General features: G+C 67.4%; 23 protein-coding genes. 5 read left to right on the top strand and 18 right to left on the bottom strand.

What is annotated here, in order from left to right; genetic code table 11:
* Nucleotides 1-20 precede the first annotated feature (20 nt).
* From ABE546_RS07020 to ABE546_RS07055, 8 genes are all read right to left on the bottom strand, one after another.
* Nucleotides 21-290 carry a hypothetical protein gene (locus ABE546_RS07020; protein WP_121038721.1) on the bottom strand — a complete coding sequence of 90 codons (270 nt, stop codon included), beginning with the start codon at nucleotides 288-290 and terminating at the stop codon, nucleotides 21-23.
* Nucleotides 291-542: 252 nt separating this feature from the next.
* The gene (locus ABE546_RS07025) at nucleotides 543-1,790 is read right to left on the bottom strand and encodes an NAD(P)/FAD-dependent oxidoreductase (RefSeq protein ID WP_346463028.1); all 1,248 of its coding nucleotides are present in this window, start codon (nucleotides 1,788-1,790) and stop codon (nucleotides 543-545) included.
* A 64-nt stretch (nucleotides 1,791-1,854) separates the two neighbouring features.
* Entirely contained in the window at nucleotides 1,855-2,061 is a 207-nt protein-coding gene (locus ABE546_RS07030) for a cold-shock protein (protein ID WP_019183439.1), read from the bottom strand.
* Between the two features lie 88 nt (nucleotides 2,062-2,149).
* Nucleotides 2,150-2,896, bottom strand: a complete 747-nt coding sequence (locus ABE546_RS07035) for an S-methyl-5'-thioinosine phosphorylase (RefSeq protein WP_313211365.1) — start codon at nucleotides 2,894-2,896, stop codon at nucleotides 2,150-2,152.
* On the bottom strand, nucleotides 2,896-3,450 hold the full coding sequence (locus ABE546_RS07040; protein WP_019183441.1) for a hypoxanthine-guanine phosphoribosyltransferase: 555 nt from the start codon (nucleotides 3,448-3,450) through the stop codon (nucleotides 2,896-2,898). The genes ABE546_RS07035 and ABE546_RS07040 overlap by 1 nt, the downstream gene beginning before the upstream one ends.
* Nucleotides 3,450-4,457 (bottom strand): beta-N-acetylhexosaminidase, encoded by a 1,008-nt coding sequence (gene nagZ / locus ABE546_RS07045; protein WP_346463029.1) that lies wholly within the window; start codon nucleotides 4,455-4,457, stop codon nucleotides 3,450-3,452. Before nagZ ends, ABE546_RS07040 begins: the two co-directional genes overlap by 1 nt.
* A 67-nt stretch (nucleotides 4,458-4,524) precedes the next feature.
* Nucleotides 4,525-5,217 carry a DsbA family oxidoreductase gene (locus tag ABE546_RS07050; protein WP_346463030.1) on the bottom strand — a complete coding sequence of 231 codons (693 nt, stop codon included), beginning with the start codon at nucleotides 5,215-5,217 and terminating at the stop codon, nucleotides 4,525-4,527.
* A gap of 45 nt (nucleotides 5,218-5,262) precedes the next feature.
* Nucleotides 5,263-5,766 (bottom strand): CYTH domain-containing protein, encoded by a 504-nt coding sequence (locus tag ABE546_RS07055; RefSeq protein ID WP_313211362.1) that lies wholly within the window; start codon nucleotides 5,764-5,766, stop codon nucleotides 5,263-5,265.
* 78 nt (nucleotides 5,767-5,844) lie between these two features.
* On the opposite strand from ABE546_RS07055, the gene ABE546_RS07060 reads away from it, so the two are divergent.
* Nucleotides 5,845-6,456, top strand: coding sequence for a hypothetical protein (locus ABE546_RS07060; RefSeq protein ID WP_346463031.1), 612 nt, complete (start codon nucleotides 5,845-5,847; stop codon nucleotides 6,454-6,456).
* 12 nt (nucleotides 6,457-6,468) lie between these two features.
* On the opposite strand, the gene rlmD is transcribed toward ABE546_RS07060, so the two are convergent.
* Nucleotides 6,469-7,803, bottom strand: a complete 1,335-nt coding sequence (gene rlmD / locus ABE546_RS07065) for a 23S rRNA (uracil(1939)-C(5))-methyltransferase RlmD (protein ID WP_346463032.1) — start codon at nucleotides 7,801-7,803, stop codon at nucleotides 6,469-6,471.
* Between the two features lie 137 nt (nucleotides 7,804-7,940).
* Here rlmD and ABE546_RS07070 point away from each other — a divergent pair, with 137 nt between their 5' ends.
* The gene (locus ABE546_RS07070; protein ID WP_313219076.1) at nucleotides 7,941-8,675 is read left to right on the top strand and encodes a response regulator; all 735 of its coding nucleotides are present in this window, start codon (nucleotides 7,941-7,943) and stop codon (nucleotides 8,673-8,675) included.
* Between the two features lie 70 nt (nucleotides 8,676-8,745).
* Here ABE546_RS07070 and recO read toward each other — a convergent pair whose 3' ends face one another.
* From recO to rpoE, 9 genes are all read right to left on the bottom strand, one after another.
* Complete coding sequence (recO, locus tag ABE546_RS07075; protein WP_346463033.1) at nucleotides 8,746-9,471, bottom strand: DNA repair protein RecO; 726 nt, start codon at nucleotides 9,469-9,471, stop codon at nucleotides 8,746-8,748.
* 31 nt (nucleotides 9,472-9,502) lie between these two features.
* A complete protein-coding gene (era, locus tag ABE546_RS07080; protein ID WP_121038751.1) occupies nucleotides 9,503-10,399 on the bottom strand; it encodes a GTPase Era in 897 nt (298 codons plus the stop codon).
* Nucleotides 10,396-11,076, bottom strand: a complete 681-nt coding sequence (rnc, locus tag ABE546_RS07085; protein ID WP_313211357.1) for a ribonuclease III — start codon at nucleotides 11,074-11,076, stop codon at nucleotides 10,396-10,398. The genes era and rnc overlap by 4 nt, the downstream gene beginning before the upstream one ends.
* A complete protein-coding gene (locus ABE546_RS07090; RefSeq protein WP_088434521.1) occupies nucleotides 11,066-11,449 on the bottom strand; it encodes a DUF4845 domain-containing protein in 384 nt (127 codons plus the stop codon). Before ABE546_RS07090 ends, rnc begins: the two co-directional genes overlap by 11 nt.
* Before the next feature lie 32 nt (nucleotides 11,450-11,481).
* Nucleotides 11,482-12,276 carry a signal peptidase I gene (gene lepB, locus ABE546_RS07095; protein ID WP_313211356.1) on the bottom strand — a complete coding sequence of 265 codons (795 nt, stop codon included), beginning with the start codon at nucleotides 12,274-12,276 and terminating at the stop codon, nucleotides 11,482-11,484.
* Nucleotides 12,277-12,376: 100 nt separating this feature from the next.
* Complete coding sequence (gene lepA / locus ABE546_RS07100; RefSeq protein ID WP_313211392.1) at nucleotides 12,377-14,167, bottom strand: translation elongation factor 4; 1,791 nt, start codon at nucleotides 14,165-14,167, stop codon at nucleotides 12,377-12,379.
* 168 nt (nucleotides 14,168-14,335) lie between these two features.
* Nucleotides 14,336-15,862, bottom strand: a complete 1,527-nt coding sequence (locus tag ABE546_RS07105) for a DegQ family serine endoprotease (RefSeq protein ID WP_346463034.1) — start codon at nucleotides 15,860-15,862, stop codon at nucleotides 14,336-14,338.
* 83 nt (nucleotides 15,863-15,945) lie between these two features.
* A complete protein-coding gene (locus ABE546_RS07110; protein ID WP_346463035.1) occupies nucleotides 15,946-16,845 on the bottom strand; it encodes a sigma-E factor negative regulatory protein in 900 nt (299 codons plus the stop codon).
* Nucleotides 16,842-17,462, bottom strand: coding sequence for an RNA polymerase sigma factor RpoE (gene rpoE / locus ABE546_RS07115; RefSeq protein ID WP_313219082.1), 621 nt, complete (start codon nucleotides 17,460-17,462; stop codon nucleotides 16,842-16,844). Before rpoE ends, ABE546_RS07110 begins: the two co-directional genes overlap by 4 nt.
* A 238-nt stretch (nucleotides 17,463-17,700) precedes the next feature.
* On the opposite strand from rpoE, the gene ABE546_RS07120 reads away from it, so the two are divergent.
* The 3 genes from ABE546_RS07120 to aqpZ all read left to right on the top strand — a co-directional run bounded on the left by ABE546_RS07120 (nucleotide 17,701) and on the right by aqpZ (nucleotide 21,610).
* A complete protein-coding gene (locus ABE546_RS07120; RefSeq protein WP_346463036.1) occupies nucleotides 17,701-19,764 on the top strand; it encodes a 3-hydroxyacyl-CoA dehydrogenase NAD-binding domain-containing protein in 2,064 nt (687 codons plus the stop codon).
* A gap of 144 nt (nucleotides 19,765-19,908) precedes the next feature.
* A complete protein-coding gene (locus ABE546_RS07125; protein ID WP_346463037.1) occupies nucleotides 19,909-20,772 on the top strand; it encodes a pirin family protein in 864 nt (287 codons plus the stop codon).
* 115 nt (nucleotides 20,773-20,887) lie between these two features.
* A complete protein-coding gene (aqpZ, locus tag ABE546_RS07130; RefSeq protein ID WP_346463038.1) occupies nucleotides 20,888-21,610 on the top strand; it encodes an aquaporin Z in 723 nt (240 codons plus the stop codon).
* The last annotated feature ends 216 nt before the right edge of the window (nucleotides 21,611-21,826 follow it).

A 21,826-nucleotide genomic window follows, 5' to 3' on the forward strand; every position in this document is an offset into this window, starting at 1 on the left:
CCCCAGCTACGTTGCCTGGATCAGGCAGCCGAGGCCAACAGGTCGGGCATCAACCGGATATCCGGTGCATTCGGATTGGGCCGCACGGGTTGCCGCTGGATCGCGGTCAGCATGTCATGGGCGGCGGCACGGATGCGCGGATGGTGCTCCGGCGCGGCGTGCGTGATGAGGCTGGTCACATGGAACTCGAACACGTCTTCCATCACGTCCGGCTGATCCTCATGCAGCATCTGCAGTAGTCCGCGCAGTTTGCGGATTTCACTTTCCAGAGTTTCGGCCGAGAACAGCATTTCAATCTCCTTGGGTTGCGATCGGTCCACCGGACCGTAGGTCGCAAACGCAGCATCACCGTACCACCCCGCCGTCGCGGGCCTCCACGCGATCAGGAATTGGACGCGCATCAGCGGTGTCAGCAGGGCGCGCATGGATAAGCGCGCGAGCGCTGCGTTTGCCAGAGTGTTGTCCCATGCCAGCGGTGAGTCCACCGTCAATGAATGTTATTCACGCCTTCACATCGGCGCGTGCACCGATACACAGGGTTATCAGCTGATGCCATCCGTCGCTCGCGCGGCATGCATCGCCTGCTCGAACGCGGGCGACAACGGCAGTCTGCCCAGCCAGCCACGTTGGGTTCCGCTGAGCACGCGGAGCATATGCCCGCGCCCACCCGGCACGCGGCCCATGGGTTGGAACAGCACATCGCGTGCGCGCGCCAGTCCATCGCGTTCGGACTGGAACAAGGGCGTCAGCCATCGACTCCAGTACTGGTAGATCGCCACGTGGGCGCGCCGCTGCACCTGGTAGGCCCGCAGCGCGACATCGGCATCGGCGTGCGCACGCAGTGCGTCGCGCAACGCCAGCGCATCCATCAGCGCCATGTTCACGCCCTGCCCCAGCTGTGGACTCATCGCGTGCGCCGCATCGCCGACCAGCACCAGCCGCCCGCGATGCCAGCGCGAGAGCACGGCGTCGCGGTACCCGGCGCGGGCCAGTTGACCCGGTTCCGTCACGCCGGCGAGGCGCTCATGCGCCTGCGGCCACAGCGTGGCGATCTCATCGAGCCAGCGGGCCATGCCGTCACGCTCCCACTGTGCGAAGCGGTCACGTGGCAGGCTCCAGAAGAAACTCAGCTGTGGCGCATCGTTGCCCGGCCGGGTCCCTACCGGCAGCAGCCCGATCATCTTGCGCGCGGCCACATAGCGTTGCCGCAGTTCATCCACGTGCGGCCAGTCGCCGCGCGGCAGCAGGCACCACAGCGCGCCCCACGGGTATTCGCGGTCCAGCGAGGTGCCCTGCACCTGCGCGCGCAGCGAGGAGGCGGCACCATCGGCCGCAATCACCAGATCGTACGGCCCGTGCCAGCGCCCGTCTGTGTCACGCACGCGTCCCTGCGCGGTGTCGACCTCGACGATGGCAGTACCGGCCTGCAGGTTGCCCGGCTGTTCCCACGCAGCTGCCAGCAGCGAGAACAACGCGCCGCGCTGCATGCCCACGCCGTACAGTGCGGCATCCAGATGGACATACCGCATGTCCATCACCGCGCGTCCGCACGGCGTCTCGCCGTACAGGCGACGCACGGCAGCGCCGTGGCGGAGCACCGCGGGCAGCAGATCCATCTGCCAGAGCACGTCCAGACCGCTGGGCTGGAGCAGGAACCCCGCACCGACGGGACCCGGGGTGGGGGCACGCTCGAATACGTGCACCTCGTGATGGTCACGTGAAAGCAGGATCGACGCTGCTTGGCCAGCGGTGCCGTAACCGACGATGGCGATGGTGCGACGAGGGGACATGCGCGGACTCACTGATGAAAAAAAACCCCGCCGAAGCGGGGTTTTCAATGCGCAGCTGAAAAAATCACTCAGCCGGCACGATGTTCGAGGCTTGGGCGCCCTTCGGGCCCTGGGTCACGTCATAGGTGACCTTCTGGCCTTCCTGCAGACTGCGGAAGCCCTTGGAGTTGATCGCGGAGAAGTGCGCGAAGACGTCGGCGCTGCCGTCCTCCGGCGAGATAAAGCCAAATCCCTTGGCGTCGTTGAACCACTTGACGGTACCGTTCGGCATGGTGATGCGAGACCTTCTTCTATGAATGGGTGGTGTACGCTCAACCAGCGCACTGGCGGAGTATGCAAACCTTGTACCGGAATGACAATCACCCCCGTGCCAATTCACCGATCAATTCGGGCAGGCCGGAGGAGGCAGCGTCCACATTGGCCAGTACTTCGGCCATCGTGATTTCATCGCCATCGCCACAGCCGGCGGCCCAGTTGGCCACAATCGCCAGGCACGCATAGTCCAGGCCAAGCTCACGGGCCAGGCTCGCTTCGGGCATCCCGGTCATGCCGACCAGATCGCAGCCATCGCGGCGCATGCGCGCGATTTCCGCATTGGTTTCCAGGCGCGGGCCCTGGGTGGCACCGTAGCAACCACCGTCCTGCAGGCGCACGCCGGTCACTTTCGCCGCGGCCAGCACCTTGCTGCGCAGCATCGGTGTATACGGGTGCCCGAAGTCCACGTGCAGCACCTCGGTACCCGGCTCTTCGCACAGGGTGGAGATGCGGCCCCAGGTGTAATCGATCAGCTGGTCCGGGCAGGCCAGCACGCGCGGGCCGAACGGTTCGGTGATCCCGCCAACCGTATTGAGCGCAAGCACGCGCTGCGCGCCGATCTGCTGGAGCGCGGCGAGGTTGGCGCGGTAGTTGATCTTGTGCGGCGGCAGCGAGTGGCCTTCACCGTGGCGCGCCAGGAAGGCCACGCGCTGGCCCAGCAGCGTGCCGACGCGGATCGGACCGGACGGCGTGCCGTACCGTGTCTCGACCTGGTGGCTGCTCACGTCATCGAGCTGGGCCAGCTTGTAGACGCCGGTGCCGCCGATGACGGCGAGAGAAATGTGCTCCATCATTCCTTCATCGCGTAGATGGCCGGCACGCAGCGCAGCGTCTCGTTGACGTCCATGCCGAACCCGAACACGTAGCGGTCCGGCAGGTCGATGCCAGCGTAGTCGGCCTTGACGTCCGGCAGCGCGCGGTCGTGCAGCTTGACCGTCAGCGCGGCGATGCGCACGTCGGTGGCACCCTGCTCCAGGCACCAGGTGCGCACGCCCTGCAGCGTGTAACCCTCATCCAGGATGTCATCGACCAGCAGCACGCGGCGGCCGAACAGCGCGGTGGCCGGCTTGTGCTTCCAGACCAGATCGCCGCCGGTGGTTTCACCGCGGTAGCGGGTGGCGTGCAGGTAATCGAACTGCACGTCCTGGCCGCGTGCGCCCAGCTCCAGCGCAAGCTGGCCGGCGAACGGCAGCGCGCCGTGCATGATCGACAGGAACAGCGGGACCTCGCCCTTGTAATCGCGCGCGATGGCGTCGGCGATGCCAGCGATGGCCTTGTCGATGGTGGGACGGTCGACCAGCAGGTCGGCCTGGGCCAGGGCCTGGGAAATGGTGAGGTTGGGCATCAGACGGTTCTTCCAAGGGTGTCAAGCAAACGGGATTGGGTGGTGCCGTGGCGGGAATCGGCCAGCAGGCCGTCCCAGCCCAACGCGCCGCGACCGATCAGGCCGAGCAGCGCAGCGGTGTTGAGGGCGCGGCCTTCGACCGCGCGCAGTGATTCTTCCACCAGTTCGGGGTGGCAGACCAGCACCACGTCGCAGCCGGCCTCCAGGTGCGCATCCACGCGCGCCTTGACGCCACCGGCCGAGAACGAGGCGGCCATGCCGATGTCATCGGAGAAGACCACACCACGGAAGCCCATCTCCTCGCGCAGGATCTGCTGGATCCAGCGTGGCGAGTAGCCGGCCGGCTCCGGCGCGACCTGTGGGTAGACCACGTGGGCCATCATCACCGCATCGGCGCCGGCAGTGATGCCGGCCGCGAACGGGATCAGGTCCAGCGCGCGTAGTTCATCGAGCGAACGCGGGTCGCTGGCATCGTGGAAATGGGTGTCTTCCAGCACGGTGCCGTGCCCGGGGAAATGCTTGAGCGTGGCAGCCATGCCGACGCTGTGCATGCCGCGCACATAGGCAGCGGTGAACGCAGCCACCACCTGCGGGTCCGCGCTGAACGCGCGATCGCCGATGGCCAGGTTGCCACGGCCCAGATCGACCACCGGGGCGAAGCTGAGGTCCACGCCGCTGGCGCGCACTTCACTGGCCATCAGCCAGGCATGCTGTTCGGCCAATGCCAGCGCAGCCTCGGGATCGGTGGCATACAGGGCATCGAAGCCCTGCAGCGGCGGCAGCGCGCTGTAACCGTCACGGAAGCGCTGCACGCGCCCGCCTTCCTGGTCCACGCAGATCAGCTGCGGGCGCGGCGCGGCGGCGCGGATGGCCGCCGACAGCTCGGCCACCTGCTCGCGCGAGGCGAAATTGCGCTTGAACAGGATCACGCCGGCCACGGCGTCGTGCTGCAGCCACTCGCGTTCCTGGGCGGTGAGTTCGGTCCCGGCAACGCCGATCACGAGCATGGGGTGTCTCCAATACGGGGCGCCACCATGGCGCACTGCCGCATTGTCGCAGAACCCGCGCGCAGCGTCAGACCTCGCAGCCGTCCGGGGCGCAGCCAGCGCCCTGCCCGGCAGCCCCTGCCGGCGGGGTTTCCGCCGCGATCTGGCGCAGCGCCTGGGCGAAGGCCTCCGGCGGCTGGGCCCCCTGGATGGCGTACGTATCGTCGATCACGAAGGTGGGCACCGACTGAATGCCAAACCGCTGCGCCTGCGCCAGTTGTGCCTGGATCTCCGCCAGCCCTTCCTCACCGGCCAGCAGTGTGGTGATCCGATCGGCGCTGAGGCCACCGGCGGCGCCGGCATCGATCAGGGTCTGCGGCTCGGCCAGGTTGCGGCCCTCTGCAAAATGCGCGCGGAACAGGGCCTCGCCGACCGCGGCCTGGACGCCTTCACGCCCGGCCAGCCACATCAGGCGGTGCGCTGGCAGCGTGGTGACCCGGACCTGGCCCTGGTCGAAATCCATCGGCAGGCCTTCAGCGCGCGCAGCGGTCTGGGTCTGGGTCAGGATCTGCTCGGTGCGCTCGGCACTGCCGAACTTGGCCGCATAGGCCTCGCGCAGCGGTACCGGGGTGGTGCCCGCGTCGGGATCCAGCAGGAAGGGGTGCCAGTGCACCTCCACCTCGGTGGCGTCATCCCCCAACAGCGCCAGGCCCTGCTGGAACCGGTGCTTGCCGATCCAACACCAGGGACACACCACATCCGACCAGATATCGATTTTCATCTCGCCAGATTGTGGGTGCTGCGCGGCGTTTACAAGGTCTGGCGGTCAGCCGCGTTCAGCACTGGACCAGCGTGAAAACGGATGGGCAGCCAGCGCCAGATTGTAATAACGGACCTCGTCGGTGACCTCAGCGCCGGCCCAGTCGGGCAGCGTGATGGCCTGATCGGCGTGCTCGAGCTCGACTTCGGCCACCACCAGCCCGGCGTTTTCGCCCAGGAACTCGTCCACTTCCCACAGCAGCCCCTCGTGCTCGACCAGATGCCGACGCTTGTCGATCAACCCGCCGACACACAGCGCCAGCAGCGCGCGCGCATCGTCCACCGGGATCGGGTAATCGAACTCCTGCCGGGTATGCCCGATCTCGCGCGATTTCATGTTGAGGAAGGCCTGCTCGCCCTGGATGCGCACGCGCACCGAGGCTTTCTGTGCGCCGCTGTCCAATGAGGCGGTGTCGTTGAGATAGCCCTGCGCCATCGGGATCACCGCGTGCGCGGCAGTGCGCCAGCCCTCACTGGTGACGAGGTATTTGCGTTCGATTTCAATGCCCATGCGCACAGTATGCGGCGATCACGATCATGCGGCCACGGCCTGCTCCTATACTGGCCGGCTGCCCTGCAAGGACGCCCGATGAAGCCGCTCTTCCCCACGCTGTTGTTGACCCTGCTGCCACTGCCCGGGTTCGCCGCGACGCCGCCCACGCCTGCGCAGATCGAGGCGGCGATCATGGCCATGATCGAGGCGGAGAAGACGCCGGCGGCCTCCGCGCAGGATCTGCTGCTGCAATCGATGTTCACCCCGCGCGGGTTCGAGCATGGCCCGTGCTTTGCCAGCACGACGGTCACCGGTGCCTACGAGTGCCTGGTCGGCATGGAGATCGGGCTCAAGAACCGCTACCGGATGCTGCGCTTCGTTCCGCAGGGCATGGGCTGGGCGATGCAGCGGGCCGATGTCGATGCGCCGGTTCCCCCGCGCGAGCGTGTCCGCGAACTGCTCATCGAACAGCTCGGTCATCGTGCCGCATCCATCACCGATACCGCCGCCCGCGACGAACTGCGCGCCTACCAGCAGCGCGTGCAGATTCTTGCGGTCGACGACTGCGAACTGCACAGCACGCAGTCGCCGGACATCCGCTGCGATATCACCGCGGGCGATGACACCGAGCGCGGGACCTACCCGCAGACCTATGTGTTCGACGCACAGGGCCAGTGGCAGAACGCCGCACCGGGGAACGGCCGGTAAGCGCGAACGCCGTCAGCGCTTTTCGAACACCGCGATGCTTTCCACGTGCGCGGTGTGCGGGAACATGTCCATCGCGCCGGCCGAGACCAGGGTGAAACCCTGCTCATTGACCAGGTAGCCGGCGTCGCGCGCCAGCGAGCCGGGATGGCAGCTCACGTAGACGATCCGCTTGAACTGCTTCAGCGGCAGCTGCTGCAGCACTTCGATGGCGCCCGAGCGCGGCGGATCCAGCAGCAGCTTGTCGAAGCCCTGGCGCATCCACGGCGTCTGGCGCTGGTCCTGGGTCAGGTCCGCTGCGTAGAACTCGGCATTCCCCAGCCCGTTGCGCACGGCGTTCTCTTTCGCACGCGCCACCAGGCCGGCATCGCCTTCCACACCGACCACGTTGCGCACGGTGCGCGCCAGCGGCAGGGTGAAGTTGCCCAGCCCACAGAACAGATCCAGCACGCGCTCGTCCGCGCCCGCATCGAGCAGCGCCAGCGCGTGGGCGATCATCTGCACGTTGAGCTTGGCGTTGACCTGGATGAAGTCCAGCGGGCGGAAGGCCAGCTCGACATCCCACGGTGCCAGCTTGAACGACAGCGGCACCTCGGCCGGCCACAGTGGGTGCACCGACTCCACGCCGCCGGGCTGCAGCGAGATCGCAAAACCATGTTCCTGCCCGAAGGCGGTCCATGCGGCGCGGTCAGCGTCGCTGAGCGGTTGCATGTGGCGGATGGTCAGGACGATCGCGTCATCGCCGGCGATGAATTCGATCTGGGGGATATCGCGCTTGCCATCGAGCGTCTCGATGAACTCGGACAGCACGCCGACCTTCATGCCGATTTCCGGGATGACGGTCAGGCACTGGCTCAGGTCCGCGACGAAGCGCGGATCCAGCTCGCGGAAGCCGACCAGGGTCTTGTCCTTCTTCTCCACGCGGCGCACCGAGAAGCGGCCCTTGCGGCGGTAGCCCCAGCTGTCGCCGACCAGCGGCGGCAGCACGGTGCCCGGCGTGACGTGGCCGATCCGGGTCAGGTTGTCGATCAGCACGCGCTGCTTGGCCACGATCTGCTGCGACTCCTCCAGATGCTGCAGCACGCAGCCGGCGCAGACGCCGAAATGCGGGCAGCGCGGGGTCACCCGCTGCGGCGAGGCCTGTACGACCTCGAGGGTCCGGGCTTCATCGAAATGACGATTGCGCGCGGTCGGCTCGGCGGTCACCACCTCACCCGGCAGCGCGCCGGTGATGAAGGTGACCTTGCCACCCTCGCCGTCGCGGCGGGCAACGCCACGGCCGTCATGGCTGAGGTCGAGGATGTCGGTCTGGAAGGGGGTTCGGTCGAGGCGGGAGCGGGTTCGGGCCACGTGGCAACAGGCTGCGGGCAAAAAGGGTGCGTATTGTCGCAGATACCAACTGCAAGCTGAGCCGCTATGCCGCCGGGAGGCTTGCGGCGGGCCACTTCACGTTTAAGATGGGCGCAGCTGACATGGAGGCAGCCCAAATGCAGATGACCCCGAGGGATCCCATGCCCCGATTCCTGCTCGTCGAGGACGACACCATCAGCCGCGGCTTCTTCAAGGCCGCGCTGGAAACCCTGCCGGCCCAGGTCGATACCGCCGATTCACTGGCCACGGCCATGGACCGCGCCCGCGGCAGCCAACACGATCTGTGGCTGATCGATGTGAACCTGCCCGACGGCAATGGCACCCAACTGCTGCAGGAACTGCGCCGCTCGCGTCCGGATACCCCGGCGCTGGCGCATACCGCCGACGGCGACACCTCGATCCACTCGCGCCTGCGCGATGCCGGTTTCAGCGAGACCCTGGTCAAGCCGCTGAGCCGCGAGCACCTGCTCAAAGCCGTCCGCCGCGCCCTGGTGCATACCGCGGGCAGCCTGTCGGCGCCGCTCGGCCCGGAGGCGGACGACGCTGACGGCCTGCGTCAGGATTGGGACGAAACCACCGCCCTGGCCGCGCTGAATGGGCAGCGCCACCACCTCATCGCGCTGCGCGAACTGTTCCTGGCCGAGTTGCCCGGCGTGCGCGATGCAGTGGCCCAGGCCCTGCGCGAGGACGATGTACGGGCCCTGCGTGGGCAGCTGCACCGGTTGCAGGCCAGCTGCGGGTTCGTCGGCGCCGCCCGCCTGGCGCGGGCAGTCCGGCAGCTGCACCAGGCGCCGGAGTCGACCGGTGCGCAGAACCGCTTCCGCGTGGCAGTGGACGCCCTGCTGCAGTGAGCGCGGGGCGGCAGCCGGGGCACCGGCGCCGCATGAGTTACCCCGCAAGGATCCCGCGGCCCAGCAGCGCTTACGTGCGCCGCCGGGTCAGGTCCTCCAGCATTTCCCAGGATTTGAGCCCCCGCCCGCCCAGATGGTGCATCAGCACTGCGCGCATCGGCCGGCGCAGGCTGCCCAGATCTTCGGGCCCCGGCATGTCATCGGCGGCCAGCGCCAGCAGCGCGCTGCCGGTGGCCGTACCCCGGCGTTGATCCACGCCACGGTCGCTGAGCAGGCGGCGCGGCCCCTCCTGCGGATCCAGCTCATAGCGCGCCGCCGGGTCGACCGGCTCCTCATCACTGCCATGCAGCAGATCGAAACCGAAGCCCAGGGCCTCCAGCAGGTCGCGCTCGAAACGACGCAGCGTCCAGGCCAGGGGCTCCCCGTCACGCAGCCGCGCACGCACCTGCGCGTAATGATCGTACAGCTCGGGCAGCGGATCCTGGCGGGGCGCCAGCCGCATCATCAGTTCGTTGATATAGAAGCCGGCCAGCATCGCCTCACCGGTGAGCCGGGGCGCGGCGTCCAAGGCCTCGGCACCGCGGAGCTGGGCCAGTTCGCCCCGCTGCACGGCCGTCAGGCGGATCCACTGCAGCGGCTGCAGGGCCGCGCGCAACGCCTGGCTGCGCGGGCTGGACACGCCCCGCGCCAGCACCCCGATGCGGCCGTACTGCTCGGTCAGCACCTCGACCAGCAGACTGGTTTCCCGCCAGGCCCGGGCGTGCAGTACGAAGGCCGGTTCATCGTCGATGCGCATGACTCAACCGCCCGGGGCCGGAGTGGCCGGCTTATTCGTAGCCGAACGCCTTGAGCGCGGCTTCGTCGTCGGACCAGCCCTCGCGCACGCGCACCCAGGTCTCCAGGAAGACCTTGGCGCCGAACAGGCGCTCCATCTGCAGGCGCGACTTGGCGCCGATTTCCTTCAGGCGGGTGCCGGCCTTGCCGATCACGATCGCCTTCTGGCCTTCGCGTTCGACCCAGATCACCGCGCCGATGCGCAGCAGGTTGCCGTCTTCGACAAAGCGCTCGATCTCGACCGTGGTCGCGTACGGCAGTTCCTCGCCCAGCTGGCGCATCAGCTGCTCGCGGACCAGTTCACCGGCGAGGAAGCGCTGGCTGCGGTCGGTGATCTCGTCTTCGCCGAACATCGGCGGGGCTTCCGGCAACAGCTTCATCAGGTCGCGGACCAGCGACTCCAGGCCGTTGCGCTTCTGCGCCGAGATCGGGTGCACCGCCGCAAAGGTGCGGCCTTCGGTGACCTGCTGCAGGAACGGCAGCAGCGCGCCCTTGTCCTTCAGGCGATCGATCTTGTTGACCACCAGCACCACCGGGATGCCCGAGTCGCTGAGCACATTGAAGGCCAGGGTGTCTTCGTCATCCCAGCGGCCGGCCTCGATCACCAGCATGCCCGCGTCCACGCCCTCGAGCGAGCCGCGCGCGGCGCGGTTCATCACCCGGTTCATGGCGCGCTTCTGCGCACGGTGCAGGCCGGGGGTATCGACCAGCACGATCTGGCCTTCCGGGTAGCTGGCAATGCCGAGCAACCGGTGCCGCGTGGTCTGCGGGCGGTTGGAGACGATGCTGACCTTGGCGCCCACCAGGGCGTTGGTCAGGGTGGATTTGCCGACGTTGGGGCGACCGATGACGGCCACGCTGCCGGAACGATGGGGGGTTGCTTCGTTCACTTGGAATCCAATTGCTCAAGGGCGGCGGCAGCCGCTTGTTGTTCGGCCAGCCGTCGCGAGGCACCTTCGCCTTCGGTGCTGACAGCGGGGTCGGTTACGCCGCAGCGTACCCGGAAGGTCTTGGCGTGATCGTCACCCGATTCTGACACCAGCTCGTACAGCGGCAGCGCCTTCTGTCGGGCCTGCAGCCATTCCTGCAGCCGTGTCTTGGGGTCTTTCTCGGGCTTGCCGGTGGCCGGCAGGGCCTGCATCGAGGCGCTGAACCAGGGCAGCACCACCGCCTGGCAGGCGGCGAAGCCGGCATCGAGGTAGATCGCCGCGACCACCGCTTCCAGCGCATCGGCCAGGATGGAGTCACGGCGGTGGCCGCCGGTCTTCATCTCGCCGGGCCCCAGGATCAGGCGCTCACCGAGCTGCAGCTCGCGCGCGATCACCGCCAGTGCGCCTTCGCGCACCAGCTCGGCGCGGGCACGGGTCAGCGCGCCCTCGTCGGCCTTGGGCCAGCGTTCGTAGAGCGCCTGGGCCACCATCATGTTGACGATGCTGTCGCCGAGGAATTCCAGCCGCTCATTGTTGGGCGTGCCGGCGCTGCGATGCGTCAGCGCCTGCTGGAGCAGGCCCGGATCGTTGAAGGCGTGACCGATCAGGTCACCGCGTTGGAAGGTCTTAGTCGGCACCGCTACGGGTCAATTCCTGGTTTGAATCAAATTTGCCCACCACGTCCAGATTACCGATCATTTCACGGCGCACTTCGTAGTAGACCTTCATGTTCCAGCCGCCATCGATGCGATCGAACTTCACGTCGGCGGGTTTCACGTTTTCGGAGTAATTGATGTACAGGCGCTTGAAGAACATCTCCTGGATGCGGCGCGGCTCCATGTTGCCCACGCCCGGCTCCTTGGCCAGGCTCTTCATCGCCGACCGCACGGCGTAGTACTCCTGGTACATCGGGAACAGCTTCATCCCGATGTACAGGAAGAAGGCGACCACGATCAGCACCACCAGGAACGAGGTCAAGGTGATGCCGCGCTGCGATGTCATGTTCTTCATTGCGTTCTCCCCAGATACGCGTGTGCCATGAATCAATGGATGGCCGTGCCGATCCGCGACGGTTCGAAGCCGTCCTTGCAGAACCAGCCCGAGCAGTTCAGCCAGATCAGGAACGCCTTGCCCCGGAGATTCTCCTCCGGCAGCAGGCCCCAGAAACGGCCGTCGTCACTGTTGTCGCGATTGTCGCCCATGACCAGGTACTTGCCGGCCGGGACGGTCCACTGCCCTTCGCCTCGCGCGTAATCGGTCTCCAGCACGGTATGCGTGCGGCCCGGCAGGTGCTCGACCAGCAACGAGCTGCCCTCGCCCTGACCGTTGTGGCCTGCGTACAGACCCTTGTTGTCGTATTTGACCGGCTCGCCGTTGAGGATCAGGCCGTTGCCCTGGAACTCGATCTGGTCGCCCGGCACGCCGATCACGCGCTTGATGAAGTTCTCACCCTTGGCCGGATCGTTGTCCGAGTGGCCCGGGAAATGGAACACCACCACGTCGCCACGCTTGGGCTCGCCGAACGGGATCACCTTGGCGTTGTTCAGCGGCAGGCGCAGGCCGTAGGAGAACTTGTTGACCAGGATGAAATCGCCGATCAGCAGGTTGGGCATCATCGAACTGGACGGGATCTTGTACGGCTCGGCGATGAAGCTGCGCACCACCAGCACGATCGCCAGCACCGGGAAGAACGCCCGCGCGTAGTCGACCATCACCGGCTCGGTGTCCAGCAGGCCGGCGCGCTGGGCGCGGCGCTTGGCGAAGTACAGCTTTTCGGCCAGCAGGATCAGGCCCGAGGCCAACGTCAGTACGACCAGGAGGAGCTCAAACAATTTCATGCAGTGTCCTTGGGAACGATTGCAGCGGTGTGGTGTGCCCCTGCGCGTCCGGCGACACCGATCCGGTGCCGCCTGCCGCTGCCGGGAAAGCCATCCGGCCTTACTTGTCCATCTGCAGCACGGCCAGGAAGGCTTCCTGCGGGATTTCCACGCGGCCGACCTGCTTCATGCGCTTCTTGCCTTCCTTCTGTTTCTCGAGCAGCTTCTTCTTGCGCGAAACGTCGCCACCATAGCACTTGGCCAGCACGTTCTTGCGCATCGCCTTGACCGTGGTGCGCGAGATGATCTGCGAGCCGACGGCGGCCTGGATGGCCACGTCGAACTGCTGGCGCGGGATCAGTTCCTTCATCTTCTCGCACAGCTCGCGGCCCCGGCGGTCGGCATGGCTGCGGTGCACAATCAGCGACAGCGCATCGACCTTGTCGCCATTGATCAGCACGTCCACGCGGACGAACGGACCGGCATCGAAGCGCACGAAGTGATAGTCCAGCGAGGCATAGCCACGGCTGACCGACTTGAGCTTGTCGAAGAAATCCAGCACTACCTCGGCCATCGGCAGCTCGTAGCTGATCTGCACCTGGCTGCCCAGGTAGTTGATGCCGATCTGGCTGCCGCGCTTTTCTTCGCACAGCTTGATGATGTTGCCGATGTACTCCTCGGGGGTGAGTACGTTGGCGCGGATGATCGGCTCGCGGATCTCATCGACCATGTTCACCGGCGGCAGCTTGGCCGGGTTGTCCATGTTGATGATGCTGCCGTCGGTCTTGAGCACTTCATAGACCACGGTCGGCGCGGTGCTGATCAGGTCCAGGTTGTACTCGCGCTCCAGGCGCTCCTGCACGATTTCCATGTGCAGCATGCCCAGGAACCCGCAGCGGAAGCCGAAGCCCATCGCCTCGGAGCTTTCCGGCTCGAAGCGCAGCGCGGCATCGTTCAGGCGCAGCTTGTCCAGCGCTTCGCGCAGGTCCGGGTAATCCTCGGCATCGACCGGGAACAGGCCGGCGAACACGCGCGGCTGCATTTCCTGGAAGCCCGGCAGCGGCGTGGCGGCCGGGTCGGCGGCCAGGGTCAGGGTGTCGCCGACCGGCGCGCCGTGCACGTCCTTGATGCTGGCCGTCACCCAGCCCACCTCACCGGCGTTCAGTGCCGGCAGCACCTTGCGCTTGGGGGTGAACACGCCGACGTTGTCGACCTGGTGGTTGCGGCCGGTGGACATCACCTGCAGCTTGTCGCCGGCCTTTATCTGGCCCTGCATCACGCGCACCAGCGAGACCACGCCGAGGTAATTATCGAACCACGAGTCGATGATCAGCGCCTGCAGCTTGTCGGTATCGCGCGGCACCGGCGGCGGGATGCGATGCACGATCGCTTCCAGCACGTCGCCCACGTTCAGGCCGGTCTTGGCACTGACGGCCACCGCGTCGGTGGCGTCGATGCCGATCACGGCCTCGATCTCGGCCTTGGCACGGTCGATGTCGGCGGTGGGCAGGTCGATCTTGTTGATCACCGGCACCACTTCCAGGCCCTGCTCGACCGCCGTGTAGCAGTTGGCAACGGACTGTGCTTCCACGCCCTGGGCCGCATCGACCACCAGCAGCGCGCCTTCGCAGGCGGCCAGCGAGCGGCTGACTTCATAGGAGAAGTCGACATGCCCGGGGGTGTCGATGAAGTTCAGGTGGTAGGTGTGGCCGTCTTTGGCGACATACGGCAGCGAGACCGACTGGGCCTTGATGGTGATGCCACGCTCGCGCTCGATCGGGTTCGAGTCGAGCACCTGCGCCTCCATCTCACGGGCCTGGAGGCCGCCGCAAAGCTGGATGATGCGATCGGCCAGCGTGGACTTGCCGTGGTCGACGTGGGCGATGATGGAGAAGTTGCGGATGAACCGCATCGAATCAGAAGACATAGGTGGCGGCGGCGCGTCGCGTCGTCAGGATGACTGCGGATTATCGCATGGCCGGCCCGGTCCCGCGTGCGGCCGCCCGCGATTGGCGTGATCGGCCCGCCAGAAACGACCGGGCCCGCCGAAGCGGGCCCGGAAACGTAGGCGGGGCGGGGCTTACTGCCCGGCCTTGACCGCCACGAAGGCGCTGTTGCCGTTGGCGCGGATCAGCAGCATGACCACATCGCCCTTGGCGTAGCCGCCCAACGCCTTGTTCAGCGCGGCCACGCTGCCGACCGGGGTCCGGCCGACCTGCAGCACCACCAGGCCCGGCGACAGGCCGGCGTCACGCGCGGACTGGCCGTTGACCCGGGTGATGCGCACGCCCTCGCCCGCCGACAGGCCCAGCTGCTGGCGCTGCGGGGCGGTCAAGTCGGCCACCTCCAGCCCCAGCAGGGCATTGGCGCCGGCCTCGGGCTTGGCCGCGTCCGCGGCAGGACGGGCGGCGCCACGCTCGGCGTCTTCGGCCAGCTCGGTCAGGGTGGCGGTGATCTCCCGCTCCTTGCCATCGCGCAGCACGCTCAGGCGCACCTTGCTGCCCGGCGGCAGCGCGCCGATGGCCGGCGGCAGATCGCTGAAGGTGTTGATCGGGCTGCCATTGACCGAGCGGATCACGTCTCCCGGCTCGATACCGGCCTTGAGCGCTGCGCTGCCCGCGACCACCTCGTTGACCAGCGCGCCGCGGCTGTCCGGCAGGCCCAGCCCCTGGGCCTTGAGGCCATCGATCGGGCCGACCGCCGCGCCGAGCTGGCCGCGGCTGACCCGGCCGGTCTTCTTGATCTGCTCCACCGCACCCATCGCCAGGTCGATCGGGATCGCGAAGCTGATCCCCATGTAGCCGCCAGAAGCGGAGAAGATCTGCGAGTTGATGCCGACCACTTCACCACGGGTATTGAGCAGCGGGCCACCGGAGTTGCCCTGGTTGATCGCCACGTCGGTCTGGATGAAGGGCACATAGCGCTGGTCCGGGCCGCCGGTGCTGCGGCCGACCGCGCTGACTACGCCAGCGGTGACGGAGTGGTCCAGCCCGAACGGCGAACCGATCGCGACCACCCATTGCCCAGGCTTGAGGGTGTTGGAGTCGCCCACGCGCACGGTCGGCAGATTCTTTCCGTCGATCTTGAGCAGTGCCACGTCGTACTGCTGGTCACTGCCGACCACCTTGGCGGTGAACTCACGGCGATCGCCAAGCTTGACCTTCACTTCGCTGGCATCAGCGACCACATGGTGATTGGTCAGCACGTAGCCGTCGGCGGAGATGATGAAGCCCGACCCCATGCCGCGGCCGCGGATGCTCGGGGTGCCGTCATCGGGACCGTCCGCGCCCTGCCCCGGCATCTGGAAGTCCGGGCCGAAGAAGCGACGGAAGAATTCCGGCATGTCCTGATCGGACGGCCCGGCCATGCGTGCCTGGCGGTTACTGCGCACGATGGTGGTCTCGACATTGACCACGCCCGGCCCGACCTGTTCGACCAGATGGGTGAAGTCCGGCAGGCCACTGACCAGCTGCGGCGCCGGCGCGCGGGGTGCAGCAGCGGACGCCGGCGCGGCAGCGGTGGCCGGCGACGGCGACTGCGCGCAGGCCACCAGTGGGAGCGTCATGGCGATCAGCGCCAGGGCATGGGTACGGATACGGGCGGTCATCAGACACGAACCTCCGGGTCAGGGAACAAAGGGGGGGAACGCTCCGGCGCACAGGCCGGAGCGGAGCGTCAGCGCGACGATGCTCAGTCGCGGTGCCGGCGCGCGGGTTCGGCCGATTCGGCCGACTCCTGCAGGCGCGGCTCGAACGGATAGAACGCGGCCTGCGGCGCCTGTGTGGAGAAGCTCGCATTGAGCGCGCCACCTGCGGCCGGGGCCAGACTGGAGCGCGGCCAAGGCTTGGCCTGCAGAGTGCCGACCTCGCCGAACGGGAACTGCCGCGCGGCGGCCGCCGGCATGGCCGGGGCCAACGGCGCCTGGCTGGCGACCGCCCGCTGCGGCTCGGCACTGCGCTCGGCGGCGCTGCGCGCAGCCTGCTGGGTACGCGTGGCGCTGGCGCTGGCGCGGCGTGCCGTCGCCACCTCCTGGCGGCGGCTGGCGGCAGCCACCGCGGCAGCGGGCACCGCCGCCACGGCGAGCGCCTGTTCGGCGGCAGAGGCTTCGGTCACCGGCGCGGCAGGAAGCTCGGCCTGGCTGGCGATGATGGTGGTCGGCGCGTCCAGCGGGGCCGGGGCCGGCAGCTGCTCGCGGGTCATGAACATCGCCACGGCCGCGACGGAGGCGGCCAACGCCGCCCCCCCGCCCCAGCGTCGCCAACCGACACGCCGTTCCTGACGGTCCTGGCTGCGCTCGACACGCGCCTGCATCGCCGGTTCCGGCTCGGCCGCCACGGAAACGCGCACACGCTCGGCGAAATCGACCGGCGCCGGCGCGCAGGCCTGCCCGCGCAGCACATCGCCCAGCATCTGCCAGCGTTCATTGCAGCTCGACAACGCCTCATCGTGTTCCAGCCGGCGCAGCATGAAACGGGCTTCATCGGCGGACAGCTCGCCATCGATCAACGACGACAGCTGCTGCCGGTAATGGGCGTCGAATTTATCGGGGGACGCGCCCCGGGAAGCATCATTGGACATATCGTGGCTCATGCGCGGCTCTTCTCGCGGGTGGCGCTGCCCACATCGAGCAGCGGCCGAAGTTCAGTGTCGATCGCCTCACGGGCACGGAAGATCCGCGACCGCACGGTGCCGATCGGGCACCCCATCTTCTGCGCGATTTCGTCGTAGCTCAGGCCGTCCACCTCGCGCATGGTGATGGCCGATCGCAGTTCTTCAGGCAGCGCGGAGACCGCCTTCATCACCGTCTGTTCCAGTTCCTGGCGCATCAACTCGCGTTCAGGCGTGTCGGTGTCGCGCAGGCGGGTGCCGCTGTCGTACTGCTCGGCGTCCCCGATCTCGATGTCATCGGTGGGCGGGCGGCGGTTGTGGGCGGCGAGATGGTTCTTGGCAGTGTTCACGGCGATCCTGTGCAACCAGGTATAGAACTGGGCGTCGCCGCGGAAACTGCCGATCGCGCGATACGCGCGGACGAAAGTGTCCTGGGCCACGTCCTGACATTCACTCCAGTCCGCGATGTAGCGCCCGATCAACGCGATGACCCGATGCTGATACTTGCGTACCAGGACATCGAACGCCGCGCTCTCGCCACGCTGCACACGTCGGACCAGCTCCAGGTCCAGCTCCTGTGGTGTTTCAACCTCGGCCATGGGGGGCCGCACTCCTGTCAGCCCAACCGACGTCGGGCAATGAGACTGCCAATCCCGGGAAAAGTTCAGCGCTCGATCACACAGCGCCGCACCAGCTTTTAACCACCGTTCCGTTAAGGTTTCCGATCCAGGCAATGAATCGACGGTATCTCTCCCCCAGCTATAGGGATTTGACGGGGAGGAAACAACCTCTGGATCATAGCCCCCTTCTCCATACACAACCGGATGGAACGTTCCCATGCTCTCAGGCTTCGATGGGCTCCGCTTCTCGCATTGGCACCCGCAGATCCGTGACGATGGCGTCGTCGTGCTCAGCCTCGACCGCCACGACAGCAGCGTCAATGCCATGTCGCAGGACGTGCTGCTCGAACTGGGCGACCTGATCGAGCGGATCGCGATGGACCCGCCCAAGGCGGTGGTGATCCAGTCGATCAAGGCGGCCGGCTTCATCGCCGGAGCGGACCTGAAGGAATTCCAGGAATTCGACCGCCGCGGCACCGTCAATGACGCAATCCGCCGTGGCCAGAGCACCTACCAGAAGCTGGCCGAACTGCCCTGCCCGACCGTCGCGGCGATCCATGGTCATTGCCTGGGCGGCGGCACCGAGCTGGCCCTGGCCTGCCGTTACCGCGTCGCCTCCAACGATGCCTCCACCCGCATCGGCCTGCCGGAAACCCAGTTGGGCATCTTCCCGGGCTGGGGCGGCAGCTCGCGCCTGCCGCAGCTGGTGGGCGCCCCGGCGGCGATGGACATGATGCTGACCGGCCGCAACCTGTCGGCCTCGGCCGCGCGCAACATCGGCCTGGTCGACAAGGTGGTCGCACCGGCCGTGCTGCTCGATACCGCGGTGTCGCTCGCGCTGAAGGGCACTACCCGCCCATTCAAGCAGCGCGCGACCGCGTGGATCACCAACACCTGGCTGGCACGCAAGCTGCTCGCCCCGCAGATGGCCAAGCAGGTCGCCCGCAAGGCGCGCAAGGAGCACTACCCGGCCCCCTACGCGCTGATCAACACATGGGCACGCACCGGCGGCAGCCCGATCCAGACCCGTCTGGATGCCGAACGCCGCGCGGTGGTGAAGCTGGCCGGCACCCCGACCGCACGCAACCTGATCCGCATCTTCTTCCTGACCGAACGCCTGAAGGCGCTGGGCGGCAAGGACCACGGCATCCAGCACGTCCACGTGGTCGGCGCCGGCGTGATGGGCGGCGACATCGCGGCATGGTCGGCTTACAAAGGCTTCAACGTGACCCTGCAGGATCGCGAGCAGCGCTTCATCGACCCGGCCATGGAACGCGCGCAGGCGCTGTTTGCCAAGCGGGTGAAAGACGACAGCAAGCGCCCGGCCGTGGCCGCGCGCCTGAAAGCCGATCTCGCGGGCGAGGGCGTGGCCCAGGCCGATCTGGTGATCGAAGCCATCATCGAAAACCCGGACGCCAAGCGCGCGCTGTACCAGTCGCTGGAGCCGAAGATGAAGGCCGATGCGCTGCTGACCACCAACACTTCCTCGATCCCGCTGGACGAACTGCGCGACCACATCCAGCGTCCGGCGCAGTTTGCCGGCCTGCATTACTTCAATCCGGTCGCGCAGATGCCGCTGGTGGAAATCATCCATCACGACGGCATGGCGCCGGAGACCGAGCGTCGCCTGGCCTCGTTCTGCAAGGCGCTGGGCAAGTTCCCGGTGCCGGTCGCCGGCACGCCCGGCTTCCTGGTCAACCGCGTGCTGTTCCCGTACATGCTTGAAGCTGCCACCGCGTATGCCGAAGGCGTGCCTGGCCCGGTGCTGGACAAGGCCGCGGTGAAGTTCGGCATGCCGATGGGCCCGATCGAACTGCTCGACACCGTTGGCCTGGATGTGGCCGCCGGCGTAGGCAAGGAACTGGCGCCCTTCCTCGGCCTGCAGGTGCCGGCGGCCCTGGCGACCGTGGAACAGGGCAAGCGTGGCAAGAAGGACGGCCAGGGCCTGTACAAGTGGGAGAACGGACGCGCGCAGAAGCCGGACGTCCCCGCCAATTACGAGGTCCCGGCCGATCTGGAAGACCGCCTGATCCTGCCACTGCTCAACGAGGCGGTGGCCTGCCTGCATGACGGCGTCGTCGCCGACGCCGACCTGCTCGACGCCGGCGTGATCTTCGGCACCGGCTTCGCCCCGTTCCGCGGCGGCCCGATCCAGTACATCCGCGCCACCGGCGCCGATGCCCTGGTCGAACGTCTCAAGGTCCTGCAGCAGCGCTACGGCGACCGTTTCGCCCCGCGCCCGGGCTGGGATTCGCCGGCGCTGCGCGAACCGGTCATCTGAGCATCGCAACAACGCCAGCGCACGCTGGCGTTGTTGTTTCCGCCGCCGGCGTACAACCAGAACAACCTGTTACCGATACAGGCCTCCCACCCCCACACCCCGCATGCGATGCTCCCGCTCTGTCCCCGCCAGCGAGACCGCCGCATGACGACCATCATCGCCCCCCGCATCCATGATATCGGTGGCCTGCAGGTCCGCCGCGCCGTGCCGACCCTGCAGGCGCGCAGCGTCGGGCCGTTCGTGTTCGTCGACCAGATGGGCCCGGCCGTGCTCTCCCCCGGCACCGGGATCGACGTGCGCCCGCATCCGCATATCGGCCTGGCCACCGTCACCTTCCTGTGGTCCGGCGCCATCGGCCACCGCGATACCCTTGGCTCGGACCAGGTCATCCGCCCCGGCGACCTCAACTGGATGACCGCCGGCCGCGGCATCGCCCACTCCGAACGCACGCCTGCCGTCGAACGCGAGCACGACCACCCGCTGCACGGCATGCAGACCTGGCTGGCGCTGCCGAAGAGTGCCGAAGAGACCGATCCCGCGTTCTATCACCATGCTGCCGCGACCCTGCCCCAGCAGCGCCGCAACGGCGCCTGGCTGCGCGTCATCGCCGGCCGCGCGTACGGCGAAGAATCCCCGGTCAAGGTCTTCGCCGATACCCTCAACGTCGCCATCGATCTGGACGCCGATGCGGAAATCGACCTGGATACCGGCCACGCCGAGCGCTCGCTCTACATCCTGGAAGGCCAGGCCCAGCTTGACGGTGTGGACGTCCCTGCCCAGCACCTGATCATTCCCGAACCCGGTGCCCGCGGCCGCCTGCGCGCCAAGACCCCGATCAAGGCGATGCTGATGGGCGGCGAACCGCTCGACGGGCCGCGTCACCTCTGGTGGAACTTCGTCTCCAGCTCCACCGAACGGATCGAGCAGGCCAAGCACGACTGGGAATCCGGCCGCTTCGGCACGATTCCGGGCGACGATAAAGAGTTCATTCCGCTGCCTTCGTACTGAGCCGACACGCCGGCGGCCAACCGTTCGTCGGCCGTTGACGCCGCCGTCACCCCGATGAACCCCGATTCAGCTACGTTGCGCCTGCCCACCCCGGGCATAACGTTGGAGCACGTCGATGAGCATGGGCAAACGTCTGGCCGCCGAGTTCCTGGGCACGTTCTGGCTGGTGTTGGGCGGGTGTGGCAGCGCGGTACTGGCCGCCAACTTCGGTGGCGATGGCAATCCGCTGGGGATCGGCTTTCTGGGCGTGGCGCTGGCCTTCGGCCTGACCGTGCTGACCGGCGCCTATGCATTCGGACACGTCTCCGGCGCGCACTTCAATCCAGCGGTCAGTGTTGGCCTGTGGGCTGGCGGCCGCTTCCCCGCGCGCGACCTGTTTCCCTACATCCTGGCGCAGGTGCTGGGCGGTGCACTGGCCGGCTTCATCCTGCTGCAGATCGCCTCCGGCGCGCCCGGTTTCCAGATTGATGGCAGCCAGGCCGGTGCATTCGCCAGCAACGGCTATGGCGCGCTGTCGCCGGGCGGCTACAGCGTCGCCGCCGCCTTCCTCTGCGAGGTGGTCCTCACCGCGTTCTTCCTGATCGTGATCATGGGCGCGACCCACGGCAACGCGCCGGCCGGCTTCGCCCCGATCGCGATCGGCCTGGCGCTGACATTGATCCACCTGATCAGCATTCCGGTCACCAATACCTCGGTCAATCCGGCGCGCTCCACCGCCGTGGCGCTGTTCGCCGGCAGCGGCGCGCTCAGCCAGCTGTGGCTGTTCTGGCTGGCACCGCTGCTGGGCGGCCTGATCGGCGGCATCGTCTACAAGTGGATGGGCGCCGCGCCCCGTTGACCGGCGTGGCCGGGCGGTCCCGGACCGCCCGGCGTCGGTGCAGAAAGGTTCACCTGAAACCGTTATTTGTACACTGAGTCACATTCCGTTAAGGTCCCGATCACTCGTCCGACACTGACGGCAGCGAGTGATCCGGTACGCGCGCGGGGAATGCGCCACCACGGCCTGGGTTGTCGACGGCCACCGGACTGCCTGTCAGCGACGGACGCGATCATC

The organism is Stenotrophomonas sp. TWI377 (assembly GCF_039674525.1).
In the GTDB taxonomy this organism is placed as follows: Bacteria; Pseudomonadota; Gammaproteobacteria; order Xanthomonadales; family Xanthomonadaceae; genus Stenotrophomonas.

What these genes read in the sequence shown, in the direction of transcription:
- ABE546_RS07020 (WP_121038721.1), bottom strand. Translation starts at nt 290, where the DNA reads ATGCTGTTCTCGGCCGAAACTCTGGAAAGTGAAATCCGCAAACTGCGC.
- ABE546_RS07025 (WP_346463028.1), bottom strand. Translation starts at nt 1,790, where the DNA reads ATGTCCCCTCGTCGCACCATCGCCATCGTCGGTTACGGCACCGCTGGC.
- ABE546_RS07030 (WP_019183439.1), bottom strand. Translation starts at nt 2,061, where the DNA reads ATGCCGAACGGTACCGTCAAGTGGTTCAACGACGCCAAGGGATTTGGC.
- ABE546_RS07035 (WP_313211365.1), bottom strand. Translation starts at nt 2,896, where the DNA reads ATGGAGCACATTTCTCTCGCCGTCATCGGCGGCACCGGCGTCTACAAG.
- ABE546_RS07040 (WP_019183441.1), bottom strand. Translation starts at nt 3,450, where the DNA reads ATGCCCAACCTCACCATTTCCCAGGCCCTGGCCCAGGCCGACCTGCTG.
- nagZ (WP_346463029.1), bottom strand. Translation starts at nt 4,457, where the DNA reads ATGCTCGTGATCGGCGTTGCCGGGACCGAACTCACCGCCCAGGAACGC.
- ABE546_RS07050 (WP_346463030.1), bottom strand. Translation starts at nt 5,217, where the DNA reads ATGAAAATCGATATCTGGTCGGATGTGGTGTGTCCCTGGTGTTGGATC.
- ABE546_RS07055 (WP_313211362.1), bottom strand. Translation starts at nt 5,766, where the DNA reads ATGGGCATTGAAATCGAACGCAAATACCTCGTCACCAGTGAGGGCTGG.
- ABE546_RS07060 (WP_346463031.1), top strand. Translation starts at nt 5,845, where the DNA reads ATGAAGCCGCTCTTCCCCACGCTGTTGTTGACCCTGCTGCCACTGCCC.
- ABE546_RS07070 (WP_313219076.1), top strand. Translation starts at nt 7,941, where the DNA reads ATGCAGATGACCCCGAGGGATCCCATGCCCCGATTCCTGCTCGTCGAG.
- recO (WP_346463033.1), bottom strand. Translation starts at nt 9,471, where the DNA reads ATGCGCATCGACGATGAACCGGCCTTCGTACTGCACGCCCGGGCCTGG.
- ABE546_RS07090 (WP_088434521.1), bottom strand. Translation starts at nt 11,449, where the DNA reads ATGAAGAACATGACATCGCAGCGCGGCATCACCTTGACCTCGTTCCTG.
- lepB (WP_313211356.1), bottom strand. Translation starts at nt 12,276, where the DNA reads ATGAAATTGTTTGAGCTCCTCCTGGTCGTACTGACGTTGGCCTCGGGC.
- lepA (WP_313211392.1), bottom strand. Translation starts at nt 14,167, where the DNA reads ATGCGGTTCATCCGCAACTTCTCCATCATCGCCCACGTCGACCACGGC.
- ABE546_RS07105 (WP_346463034.1), bottom strand. Translation starts at nt 15,862, where the DNA reads ATGACCGCCCGTATCCGTACCCATGCCCTGGCGCTGATCGCCATGACG.
- ABE546_RS07110 (WP_346463035.1), bottom strand. Translation starts at nt 16,845, where the DNA reads ATGAGCCACGATATGTCCAATGATGCTTCCCGGGGCGCGTCCCCCGAT.
- rpoE (WP_313219082.1), bottom strand. Translation starts at nt 17,462, where the DNA reads ATGGCCGAGGTTGAAACACCACAGGAGCTGGACCTGGAGCTGGTCCGA.
- ABE546_RS07120 (WP_346463036.1), top strand. Translation starts at nt 17,701, where the DNA reads ATGCTCTCAGGCTTCGATGGGCTCCGCTTCTCGCATTGGCACCCGCAG.
- ABE546_RS07125 (WP_346463037.1), top strand. Translation starts at nt 19,909, where the DNA reads ATGACGACCATCATCGCCCCCCGCATCCATGATATCGGTGGCCTGCAG.
- aqpZ (WP_346463038.1), top strand. Translation starts at nt 20,888, where the DNA reads ATGAGCATGGGCAAACGTCTGGCCGCCGAGTTCCTGGGCACGTTCTGG.